The organism is Sulfurisoma sediminicola (assembly GCF_003865015.1).
Lineage (GTDB): Bacteria > Pseudomonadota > Gammaproteobacteria > Burkholderiales > Rhodocyclaceae > Sulfurisoma > Sulfurisoma sediminicola.
Genome location: NZ_BHVV01000006.1, coordinates 405245 through 416752, shown reverse-complemented (window position 1 = coordinate 416752; position 11508 = coordinate 405245). Strand labels below are relative to the sequence as shown.

Here is an 11508-nt window from a genome sequence, read left to right as displayed (position 1 = left end):
CGGCGAGGAGAGCGTTTCTTGCTTGACCGCCTTGTAGCGCAGGGGCTTAATCAGCGCCGACTTTTTTCAATAGGTCTTGTACGGCAGGAACTTGCCGGACATAACGATATTCACGCGGTCGCCCGCCGCATTGGGCTCGCGCTTCATGTCCATCTTGAAGTCGATGGCGGACATGATGCCGTCGCCGAACTCCTCGTGGATCAGTTCCTTGAACGTGGTGCCGTAGACACTGATCAGCTCGTAGAAACGGTAGATCAGCGGATCGGTGGGCACGGCCGTCGGCAGCGATCCTTTATAGGGCACGACCTGCAGCAGCGCGACGGCCTCGGCCGGCAGGCCGAAGATCTTGCCGACGGTGGTCGCCTGCTTCTTGTCGAAGGTCATCTGGCCAAGGCAGCCGGCGGTCACCCACTCCTTGGACAGGCCGACCTTCTTCGCCACGTCGGCCCACTTGATCCCTTTCTGGATCCTGGCGGCGACGATCATCTCGGTAACGTCATTGCGGTTCATGCTGTTCTCCTTTGATTCACTGATTGACGACTTGCTTCAATTGCGGGGCGGGTTTCTCGGCCGGCAGGGACACGACCGGGGCTCGCTCGGCTTCGAGGCCGGGCTGAACCACGGGCGGGTTCTTCGCATCGTGGAACATCTCGGCCTCGGCTCCGGCATAGGTCTTGGAACGATTGACGAGAAAGTCGACGAGGTGGTTGCGTATCTTGTAGTACTGCGGGTCGTGGTGGATGCCGGCGCGGGTGCGGCTCCTGGGCATGGTGACCTCGACGATCTCGGCGATCTTGGCGTGCGGCCCGTTGCTCATCAATACGATCTTGTCGGCGAGCAGGATCGCCTCGTCGACATCGTGGGTGATCATGAACACCGTCTGGTGCGTGGCCTGCACGATCTTCAGCAGTTCGTCCTGGATGGTGCCCCGCGTCAGCGCGTCGAGCGCGCCGAAGGGCTCGTCGAGCAGCAGCATCTTGGGCTGGATGGCGAAGGCGCGGGCAATGCCGACGCGCTGCTTCATGCCGCCCGAGAGTTCCGCCGGCTTCTTGTGGATGGCGTGGCCGAGGCCGACCATCTCGAGGTATTCGGTGCAGTGCGCCGTCACCTTGTCCTTGCCCCAGTCCGGCCACTTCGACTTGACGGCGAAGGCGACGTTGCCGAGCACCGTCATCCACGGCATCAGCGCATGGCTCTGGAACACCACGCCGCGGTCGAGGCTGGGGCCGATCACCTCGCGGCCGTCCATGATCACGTTGCCGCCGCTGGCCTCCTCGAGTCCGGCCAGCACGTTGAGGATGGTGGTCTTGCCGCAGCCCGAGTGGCCGATGATGCAGACGAACTCGCCCTTGTCGATGTGGAAGTGGATGTCTTCGAACACCGGTGGATTGGCTTGGCCGCCATCGGCCGGATAGACCTTCTTCAGCGCCTCGACTGTCAGAAAATGAGCACTCATCGGACTATTCCCGGTAGGTGACGAGCTTCTGCAGCGCGCCGAAGATCATGTCCAGACCCATGCCGACCACGCCGATCATCACCACGGCGAAGATCACGTTGGGCAGGGCCAGGTTGTTCCACTCGTTCCAGACGAAGTAGCCGATGCCGGTCCCGCCGACCAGCATCTCGGCGGCGACGATGACCAGCCAGGCGATGCCCATCGAGATGCGCATGCCGGTCAGGATGGTCGGCGCCGCGGCCGGCAGGATCACCAGGAAGGCCTTGCGCAACGGATTCACTTCGAGCGTGCGGGCGACGTTGATCCAGTCGCGCCGCACCGCCGCCACGCCGAAGGCCGTGTTGATCAGCATCGGCCAGATCGAGCAGATGAAGATCACGAAAATGCCGGAGATCGATGAATCCTTCAGACTGTAGAGCGCAAGAGGCATCCACGCCAGCGGCGAGATGGGCTTCAGCACCTGGATGAAGGGGTTGAAGGCCTGGAACAGCAGCGGCGACATGCCGATGAGAAAACCCAGCGGCAGAGCCACGATCACCGCCAGAAGGAAGCCCAAGCCGACGCGGGCCAGCGAGTGCGCCATCTGGATGCCGATGCCCTTGTCGTTGGGGCCCTTGTCGTAGAACGGATCCGACAGGTATTCGACGAAGGCGCGGCCGACCTTGGCCGGCGGTGGAAAGCCGTCGGTCTTTTCCGCGCCCTTGCCCATCAGCGCCGCATACTCCGCATCGGCGGCGGCGAGCGTCGTCGAGTCCTTCGGCAGCGTGGCGAGCTGCCACGCGCCGAGGAAGACGGCGAAGAGCATGAATGAGATGAATGCCGCCTTCAGCGTCTGTGCCTTGATCATGATCACACCTCAGACCTTCTTGATGGCGAAACTGTCGACGTAGGCGTCCGCCTTGGCCGGGTCGAACTCCTTGCCCATGACCTTGAACTTCTTCATGGTCTCCTTCGGCGGCGTCATGCCGACTTCGGCCATGTACTTCTTCGCGTCGGTGAGCAGGTAGACCTTCTCGGCGATGTCCTTGTACTTGACGTCGCCCTTGACGTAGCCCCAGCGTTTCATCTGCGACAGGATCCAGTAGGCCATCGAGTACCAGGGGAAGGGGTCGTAGTCGACGCGCTCCGGTACGTTCTTCACGTTGCCGAGCCCGTCGGCGAACTTGCCGGTGAGCACCTGTTCGAGCACCGCCTTGGGCTGGTTGAGGTAGTTGGCGGGCGACAGCACCTCGGCCATGATCGAACGGTTCTTCGGGTCTCGCGCCATCGCCGCCGATTTGAGGATCGCGCGGTAGAGCGCGGCGAAGGTGTTGGGGTTCTGCTTGACGAACTCGGTCGGGAGCGCGAACGAGCAGCAGGGATGGCCGTCCCAGATCTCGCGCGACAGCACGTGGATGAAGCCGACCTCGTCGAAGACCGCGCGCTGGTTGACCGGGTCGGGGCCGAGGAAGCCGTCGATGTTGCCGGCGCGCAGGTTGGCCACCATCTCCGGCGGCGGCACCACGCGCAGCTGGACATCGGTATCCGGGTTCAGCCCATGCTCGGCGAGGTAGTAGCGCAGCAGGAAGTTGTGCATCGAGTATTCGAAGGGAATGGCGAACTTGAAGCCCTTCCAGTTCTTCGGATCGCGGTTGCCCTTGTGCTTCATCGCCAGCGTGATGGCCTGGCCGTTGATGTTCTGGATCGTCATCACGTTGGTCGGACTCGCGTTGGAGCCGACGCCCATCGAGATCGCCAGCGGCATCGGCGCCAGCATGTGGCTGGCGTCGTATTCCTTGTTCAGCACCTTGTCGCGGATCAGCGCCCAGCCGGCCGTCTTCATCATGCTGACGTTGAGGCCTTCCTTCTTGTAGAAGCCGAGCGGCTCGGCCATGATCAGCGGGCTGGCGCAGGTGATCGGGATGAAGCCGACCTTGAGGTCCTTCTTCTCCAGCGCGCCCTTTTCCTGGGCCATCGCCTCGAGCGTGCCGAATGGAATCAGCGAGGAGATTGCCGCCCAGGCCGTCGACGCACCGACGACGGAAAGGAAGCGGCGGCGCTCGGCATCCCTGGGGAAGAGCGCCTTCATCACCGTGGTCTCGATGACGCGGCGGTTCAGCGCCTCGGTCTCGGCCAGCTCGTGCTCGGCCTGGCTGGCATGATGTCCGCAGTTGCAGCCGGCATGGAGCGTGACATTCGGGTCGAAGGGGTTGTCCATGATCGTAAGCTCCTTGTGAGAGAAATCTGTTTACCGCTCTGCATCATCCGTGCCATGCGCCAGATGCCGTTCGGGGCACCGTTTGCAGCACGCATCCGCCAAGTTCCGCACCGCACGGGTGCATGTCGTTTTCGTCATGCACCAGTTCAGAATTCCAGAAGCTGGAAGTCGGCCTTGGTCACGCCGCATTCGGGGCAATACCAGTCGTCCGGAAAGTCGGCGAGGCGCGTGCCGGGCGGGATGCCTTCCGCCGGCAAGCCCTGTGCCTCGTCGTAGATCCAGCCGCAGACGACGCAAATCCACTGCTGATATTCGGTAATGACTTCTGCATCCATGATTCACTCCTTGACGTCGTCGAGCGCGGCAAGAATCCGCGCGAAAATTTCATCCAGTTCGCAGCCGATCGCATCGAGCGCGGCGCTGTCATACGGTTCAAAAATCCACGACGGCATGCGGCAGGCCACCCAGGTCTTCCCCTCGTGCTCGCAGACGTGGATGCGGATCGGGATGTCGAGGCCGGCACGTTTGTCCGCGGCCCAGACCTTGACGGCGAAGTCCGGACGGAAGATTTCGAGGATCTGGTCGGGCGGGACGTCGATCCCTTTCCTGGCGCAATTGGCCTGGCCGTTGATGTGAGCGACCAGGCCCATCGGCACGGCTGCGGCCGCCCCGCTCAGCCGCTCGACAGCGACTGCGGCGGAGACGCGGACGGCGAAGCGTTTGAGTTCCATGACAGACATCTCAGGCCATGGCGCAGCCGGTGCCGCCGCCCTCGATGCGGGCGATCTCTCGCCGCAGGTGCTTGGTCGCCGGCGTGACGATGGCGATGAAGTAGGCCTCGCGCAGGCGGCGCTGGGCCGGACTCTTCTGCAGGTAGCCCTTGGCGCCCATGTGCAGCAGCGCAGCGTTCGCCGCCTTCAGCGACAGTTCGCCGCCGGCCAGGCGCAGCTTGAGGATGTCGAGCACGACATCGGCCTGCGGATTGGCGGTGATGGCCTCGGCCAGGGCGTAGGTCGCGGCGCGCGCCTCCTGCAGCACGGACTCGATGTCCTCGACCTGATCGTCGAGGTACTGGTTCACGTGGGCATGGGTCCTGTTCGACTGTTTCATCATGTCGGTGCAGGCTTCGATCAGCCCGAGACCCATGCCCATCTGCGCCAGGATCATGCCGGGCTTGATGCGGCGGACGTAGGCCTTCGACTGCCCTGGGTGGGACAGCACCATCGCGTCCGGCACGAAGGCTTCCTTGAAGTGGCAGGCCAGCGTGCGGGTGCCGTCGAGTGCGACGAAGTGGGCACAGTCGACCAGCTTGAAGCCGGGCTGATTGCAATCGACCAGCACGAAGACCAGGCCATCGTCGCCCTTGGCCGCCCCTTCCACCGGACAACCCGTGGCGAAGTAGTGGCTCGGTCCCAGGTTCGACACCCAGGGCAGGACGCCGTTGATGACGTAGCCGCCATCGACCTTTTTCGCCGACAGGCGGAAGTCCTCTATCGTGTCGCAGGACTTGACCGTATTCGACAGGCCGGTGCCGACCAGCACTTCGCCACTGGCGATGCGCGGCAGCATCGAGGCTTTGAGGGCGGTGTTGTCCGACATCTGGATGTAGCGGGCGCAGGCCGTCTGGCACCAGACCAGGAAGCCGGTCGAAAGGCAGACCTTGGCCGCCTCCTCCATGACCTGGACCACATGCTTCAGGCCGAGGCCGTTGCCGCCGAACTCGGGTGCCATGGCGCCGCCGAAGCCGCCGATGGCGCCGAGGGCGCGCAGAAACTCCTCGGGATATTCGGCCTTGAGGTCGACGTCGACCGCCTTCGGCGCGAGCTTTTCGGCGACCAGCGCGCGCACTGCCGCCAGGCTGGCGGCGGACTCCTCGAGTTGCTGGGTGTAGTCGCGCGCCGACGCATCGTTGATGAATGCTTGGGCGGTGGCAGTGGCGGACATGGCGGATCTCCTGGAAGGTGGTAGATGGAAGGTATTGCCCATCCCATTGCATTCCCTGTGCCACCCCTACAAACACCTTTAAATCAGCTAGTTAGAAAACATTGCCTGTCTTCGCCAAAAACAATGAGTGAACACTTTGTTAACACATTGCCAACCATCCCATAGTCAGCGAAAGAGTCGTCACGAAGGCCGGCTTTCACATTAAGCACCTGTTGCAAAAGAAGAATTCATGGCATGAGCGGAGCGCATCCCGGACTTGGCACGCATTCTGCGAAGGCCCGTGTGACGCGCCTTCCGCCGCGATCGATCCATCACCGACTCACCCACAGGAGAACGCCATGAACGCACCCGCCGAAACCATCACCACCTACCTGAAACCCATCGATCGCGACGGCCTGCTCAAATTCGCCGCTTCCGGGAAGGAAAATCCCGAGCGCAAGGGCACGAACAAGGTGCACACCGTGATGAAAGGCATGTTCCGCACCTGGAGCTTCGTCGGCGAGCACAACCCCGTGGTCGTCGACGAGCCGCTGCACCTCTTCGGCGAAAACACCGTGCCGGCCCCGGGGGAAATCGCCCTTTCCGCGCTGGGCGGCTGCCTCGGTGTCGGCATCACCGCCGTGGCCACCTTCCGCCAGGTCAAGCTCTCCAGGCTGGAGATCTTCCTCGAAGCCGACATCGGCAACACCGCGGCCTGGGGCGCGGGCGGCGCCGAGCGCAGCCCGGCGCAAATGGGCTTCCAGGCCATCCGCGTCAAGGTACTGGTCGAAGGCGACGCCACGCGCGAGGAACTCGACGACATCGTCAAGCAGGCCAACTACTGCTCGCCGGTCGCGAACACCATGCGCAATCCGGTACCGTTCAGCCTCGCGACGCTCTGAGCTTCACAGCCGCCGGCGCCGCAATAAGTCGGCGCCGGCGGGACGGCGCGCTCGACCTGCCCTGGCCGTTTCAGCGCAGGCCGAGCTTGGCGATGCGGTAGTTGAGCTGCCGCAGGGTCAGGCCGAGCGCCTGCGCAGCCCGCGACTTGTTGCCGTTCGCGGCACTGAGTGCCGCCCGGATGGCGGCGCCCTCTTCGCCGCCGACCGAGCGCCATTCGCGGACCGCACTCTGCGCAGGCGGCGTCCGCCCCGCCGGCTCCACCGCATCCGCGATCCGGCGCGGCGGCACATCCACCGGCTGCCCCTGGGCCTCGGTCACCAGCGCATAGTCGACGGCCGCCTCCTCGACCTGGCTGCCCTCGGCGAGCAGCACGACGCGTTCGAGCACGTTGTAGAGCTGGCGGATGTTGCCCGGCCACGGGTAGGCGACCAGGCTCGCCATCGCTCCCGGCTGCAGTGCCACCTGCCGGCCATGGCTGGCATTCAATTGCTCGAGGAAGTGCAGCACCAGATGCTTGATGTCCTCGGGCCGTTCCCGCAGGGAGGGAAGCTGGATCGGAATCACGTTCAGGCGATAGAAGAGGTCGGCGCGGAAGCGCCCCTCCGCAACCAGCTTCTGCAGGTCGCGGTGGGTGGCGGCCACGATGCGCACGTCGACCCTGATCTCGCGCTGGCTGCCGACCCGCTCGATCACCTGCTCCTGGAGAACGCGCAGCAGTTTCACCTGCAGGTTGAGCGGCAGATCGCCGATCTCGTCGAGGAACAGGGTGCCGCCGTCGGCCTGCTCGAAACGCCCTGCCCGCGCCTGTACCGCGCCGGTGAAGGCACCCTTCTCGTGGCCGAACAGCTCGGCCTCGAACAGCGTGTCCGGAATCGCCGCGCAATTCACCTTGACGAAAGACTGCGCGGCTCGCGCGCTCATCCGATGCAGCGCCTGGGCGAACAATTCCTTGCCGGTGCCCGACTCGCCGAGCAGCAGGACGCCGGCGTCGCTGCCCGCGACCTGCTCGAGCTGGCGCAGGGCGCGCGCCAGCAAGGGCGAACGACCGACGATGCCGTGCATGATCGGCGTCTGCTGGCTCTGCTCGAGCGCCTGGCGCAGACGGCGGTTTTCGTCCTCCAGATTCGCCGTACGCTCGGAAACCAGCCGATTCACCTGCAGGATCTGGCCGATCAATGTCGCCACGGTGCCCAGGATCGCCATGTCGTCCGCCAGCCGGCGATGGCGGCTCCGCAGGCGATGCACGCCGAGCACGCCGCCGACGCGGCCGTCGACCTCGATCGGCAGGGCGATGAAGGAAACCGTCTCCTGCGGCAGCGTCGTCCGGGCCACGGCCCGGGCCAGGTAGGCCGGCTCGCGATCGATGTCCTGGACGAGCAGCGGCTCGCCGCTTTGCATCACGCGCCCGGTGATGCCCTCCCCCTGCGCATAGCGACCGCGCCGCATTTCGTCTTCGGTCAGGCCGTAGGCGTAGCGGATGGCGAGGTCGCCGCGAGCGGGATCGGGCAGTACGACGCGCCCGCGATTCAGGCCGAGCAGTTCCGAGAGCAGGTGCAGCATCTCGCGGATCGCGCGGTCCGGCTCGAGGCTGCGCCCCATCTGGCGGATGCACTCGCGCACCAGCAGCGCCTCCTGCTCGCGCAGGTCGGTATCGTCACTGGCGCCGGGCTTCGGTTGTGGGCGGATCATGCGTCGGGCGTCACCCTTCGGTCAGGGTCATCAGGATGTCGGCGTACCAGGCGCAGTTCAGTCCCAACGCCTCGTCGAGGTCGAGGTCGCGCGTGCCGACATCGAGCCGGGCGGAATGGACGCCGAGCAGGATCCATGGCAGGTCGCCCTGCGGCGAATCCGGCCGGGCGTCGCGCATGACGACGGGGGCGCCGCTGGTGCCGCGGTGGGTACGCGCATCGGTGAGGAAATAGCCTTCTCCCTGGAAACGCAGTCCGAACGGCGAAGCCGCCATGGCCTGGCGCACCACGGGCATGTGGTGCCGCGCGTCGTGGAAACCGAGGGGAAAGCCCACCACCAGCAATGGCGTGCCGACTTCCACCCGATCCACCGGGCCGAGAAGGTGCTGCGGCGTGAAGGCCCGGTACACCGCCGATCGGGGCAGCGCCGCCCGATCGATCTCGATGACCGCCACATCGATTTCGCCCGCCGCATCCATGCCCTGGCGCCAGAGTCCCTTGCCGTCCCGGTACAGCGGCATCGAGAATCCGGTCGATTCGGCGAGATTGTCCGGGTTGAGGTGAAGCTCGATTTCGATGCGGTCGGGAAAGTGTTCGCTGGGTTCGTCGAACATGACATGCCGGCTGGTGCCGAGGAACAGCCGGTCGCCGCGCTCGAAGAAAAAGCCGCTGGCGTTAGTCAGCCCACGCGCTCCATCGAACGTCAGGACGCGGGCGGCGACGAGGAACAGGGATTCGATCATTGGCGGGGCACCGTTTCGATGGGCCGCGCGACCGCGCGCGGAATTACTGGTTCTCGCCCGCCCCGTTATTTCGCTGGTGCAGGTGGAAATACTGCCGGGCCACGGCGGCATGCATGGCACCGATGTCGGCCTGTACCTGGTCGAGGTATTCGTGCAGCACCGGGGATGTTAGTCCCTCCAGCTTCATTCCGTCGAGGCGACGCCAGGCCTTGCGCACCTGTTTCATGGCATCCACATGCTGCGGCAGCGTGGACAGGCAGCCCTCGATCTCGGCGAGGCAGTGCCTTACGGTGCGCGGAAAGTGGGGGTCCTTCAGCAGGAATTCCGCCACGTCGTGGCTGCGCACATGGACGCCGACATGGTTGCGATACATCTGGTAGGCCGAGAGGGCGTTCAGGGTGCTGATCCAGGCGCGTTCGCTGGTCAGCGCGGCCAGCGCGGAGTCGGCCGGCAGATGCACGGCCGAGTTGACGTCGACGATGCGCGTGGTCATGTCGGCGCGTTCCATGTTGCGCCCGAGCTTGATGAACTGATAGGCGACGTCGCGGCTCATGGAGCCCGTGAGCAGGCCGACGATCGACTCGCGCTGGCCGATCACGGTGCGCAGCACGTCGTCGCGCGGCCCGCGTCCGATCAACGCCCGCGCCCCGTTCTCGCGGATGTAGAGGTAAAGGCTGTTGACCCTTTCCCATAATTCCATCGGCAGCACCTCGCGCACCGTGCGGGTGTTCTCGCGGGCGTTGTGGATGCTGGAGATGATGGAACTGGGATTGTCCTCGTCCACGATGAGGAAGCGGATGATGCTGTCCTCGCCGGCCTGGGGGTAACGCTCGCCGAACTCGGCGTCGAGGCCGGCCACCTTGATCAGCACGTCCCAGCCGAAGCTGGCGTTGACGGGCAGGTCGAGCAGCACCTGGGTGGTGCTGTTGATGAGCCGCGCCGTGTTTTCCGCGCGTTCGAGGTAGCGGCCCACCCAATAGAGGTTTTCGGCGACGCGCGACAGCATCATGCCTCCCCGGTATCCACGATCCAGGTGTCCTTGCTGCCGCCGCCCTGGGAAGAGTTCACCACCAGCGAGCCCTGGCGCAGGGCGACGCGCGTGAGGCCGCCGGTGGTGACATGGAGGCGGTTCGACTGCAGCACGAAGGGGCGCAGGTCGAGGTGGCGCGGCGCGAGCTGGTCGCCGACCATGGTGGGCGCGGTGGAGATGGCCAGCGTCGGCTGCGCCATATAGTTGCGCGGGTTGGCGCGGATCAGGTCGGCGAACTTGCGCCGTTCCTCCTCGCTCGCGCGCGGACCGATGAGCATGCCGTAGCCGCCGGACTCGTTGGCCGGCTTCACCACCAGCTTGTCGAGGTTGGCGAGGACGTGTTCGCGCTGCGTGTCGTCCATGCAGAGCCAGCTCGGCACGTTGGGGATGATCGGATCCTGGTCGAGGTAGTACTTGATGATCTGCGGCACGAAGGTATAGACCACCTTGTCGTCGGCGACGCCGGCGCCCGGCGCATTGGCGATGCCGACCTTCCCGGCCTTCCACGCCCGCATCAGGCCGGGCACGCCCAGCATCGAGTCGGCGCGGAAGGCCTCGGGATCGAGGAAATCGTCGTCGATGCGGCGGTAGACGACGTCCACCCGGCGCAGGCCGGAGATGGTCTTCATATAGACACAGTCGTCCGCCTTGACGACCAGATCGGAGCCTTCGACCAGGATGGCGCCCATCTTCTGCGCCAGATAGCTGTGCTCGAAGTAGGCCGAGTTGTAGATGCCGGGGGTCAGGACCACCACCACCGGACGATCGTCCTGGCGCGGCGACAGCGCCGCCAGCGTGTCGTAGAGCTGGGTCGGGTAGTCGTCGACGGGGAGGATGTCGCTCGACTTGAACAGCTCGGGGAACAGGCGCTTCATCAGCTGCCGGTTCTCCAGCATGTAGGACACGCCGGACGGCACCCGCAGGTTGTCCTCGAGCACATAGACCGTGCCGTCGCCGTCGCGCACCAGGTCGGTGCCGCAGACATGGGCCCACACCCCGAAACGGGGCGTCATGCCGCGGCAGCAGTCGCGGAAGTTCTTCGAACCGGCCAACACCTCGGCCGGGAAGATGCCGTCCTTGACGATGCGCTGGGCGTTGTAGAGATCGTCGATGAACAGGTTGAGGGCGGTCAGCCGCTGCTTCAGGCCGGCGTCGATGCGATCCCATTCGCGCTTCGACATGGTGCGCGGAATAATGTCGAAGGGCCATGCGCGGTCGATGTTGCCGGCCTCGCTATAGACTGTGAAGGTGATGCCCATGGCCATGATCGCCGCGTCCACCGCCTCGCGGCGGGCCACCAGCTCTTCGGCGCCGAGGCGGTTGACGTAGTCGAACAGGGTCCGCGCCGCCGGACGCGGACGCAGGTCGTCGCCCAGCAGCTCGTCGTAAATGCCGGGCTGCGGGTAGTCGATCAACTCTATGCTCTGCGTGGTCCTGGCATTCATGGCCTGTCCTGCGGTACCTGTCCTGTGATGTCACCTGTTGCAATATCCATAGCAACAAGCAGGCCACCCGCGAAGTGCCGTTCCCGGGTTTCCACGCGGTACGGGATGCCCTTACAATGGCGC

The 11508-nt window shown here is 65.0% G+C and carries 12 protein-coding genes; 1 reads left to right on the top strand and 11 read right to left on the bottom strand.

Going from position 1 to position 11508, the window contains the following annotated elements; all coding sequences use genetic code 11:
* Positions 1–66: 66 nt before the first annotated feature.
* The 7 genes from cynS to EJE94_RS10855 form a co-directional block, all read right to left on the bottom strand.
* On the bottom strand, positions 67–510 hold the full coding sequence (gene cynS, locus EJE94_RS10885) for a cyanase (RefSeq protein WP_121241384.1): 444 nt from the start codon (positions 508–510) through the stop codon (positions 67–69).
* A 16-nt stretch (positions 511–526) separates the two neighbouring features.
* A complete protein-coding gene (locus EJE94_RS10880) occupies positions 527–1456 on the bottom strand; it encodes an ABC transporter ATP-binding protein (RefSeq protein ID WP_121241382.1) in 930 nt (309 codons plus the stop codon).
* A gap of 4 nt (positions 1457–1460) precedes the next feature.
* On the bottom strand, positions 1461–2303 hold the full coding sequence (gene ntrB, locus EJE94_RS10875; protein WP_121242225.1) for a nitrate ABC transporter permease: 843 nt from the start codon (positions 2301–2303) through the stop codon (positions 1461–1463).
* Positions 2304–2312: 9 nt separating this feature from the next.
* Positions 2313–3653, bottom strand: coding sequence for a CmpA/NrtA family ABC transporter substrate-binding protein (locus EJE94_RS10870; protein ID WP_121241380.1), 1341 nt, complete (start codon positions 3651–3653; stop codon positions 2313–2315).
* A 146-nt stretch (positions 3654–3799) separates the two neighbouring features.
* Complete coding sequence (locus tag EJE94_RS10865) at positions 3800–3988, bottom strand: rubredoxin (RefSeq protein WP_121241378.1); 189 nt, start codon at positions 3986–3988, stop codon at positions 3800–3802.
* Positions 3989–3991: 3 nt separating this feature from the next.
* Entirely contained in the window at positions 3992–4384 is a 393-nt protein-coding gene (locus EJE94_RS10860; protein ID WP_121241376.1) for a DUF302 domain-containing protein, read from the bottom strand.
* Between the two features lie 10 nt (positions 4385–4394).
* A complete protein-coding gene (locus EJE94_RS10855) occupies positions 4395–5597 on the bottom strand; it encodes an acyl-CoA dehydrogenase family protein (protein WP_121241374.1) in 1203 nt (400 codons plus the stop codon).
* 338 nt (positions 5598–5935) lie between these two features.
* On the opposite strand from EJE94_RS10855, the gene EJE94_RS10850 reads away from it, so the two are divergent.
* Positions 5936–6478, top strand: a complete 543-nt coding sequence (locus EJE94_RS10850) for an OsmC family protein (protein WP_121241372.1) — start codon at positions 5936–5938, stop codon at positions 6476–6478.
* Positions 6479–6548: 70 nt separating this feature from the next.
* On the opposite strand, the gene EJE94_RS10845 is transcribed toward EJE94_RS10850, so the two are convergent.
* The 4 genes from EJE94_RS10845 to EJE94_RS10830 are packed head-to-tail and all read right to left on the bottom strand — an operon-like array spanning position 6549 to position 11385.
* On the bottom strand, positions 6549–8168 hold the full coding sequence (locus tag EJE94_RS10845) for a sigma-54 interaction domain-containing protein (protein ID WP_121241370.1): 1620 nt from the start codon (positions 8166–8168) through the stop codon (positions 6549–6551).
* Between the two features lie 10 nt (positions 8169–8178).
* Positions 8179–8910 (bottom strand): trypsin-like peptidase domain-containing protein, encoded by a 732-nt coding sequence (locus tag EJE94_RS10840; protein WP_121241368.1) that lies wholly within the window; start codon positions 8908–8910, stop codon positions 8179–8181.
* Positions 8911–8953: 43 nt separating this feature from the next.
* A complete protein-coding gene (locus EJE94_RS10835) occupies positions 8954–9919 on the bottom strand; it encodes an alpha-E domain-containing protein (protein WP_121241366.1) in 966 nt (321 codons plus the stop codon).
* A complete protein-coding gene (locus EJE94_RS10830) occupies positions 9916–11385 on the bottom strand; it encodes a circularly permuted type 2 ATP-grasp protein (protein ID WP_121241364.1) in 1470 nt (489 codons plus the stop codon). Before EJE94_RS10830 ends, EJE94_RS10835 begins: the two co-directional genes overlap by 4 nt.
* Between the last annotated feature and the right edge of the window lie 123 nt (positions 11386–11508).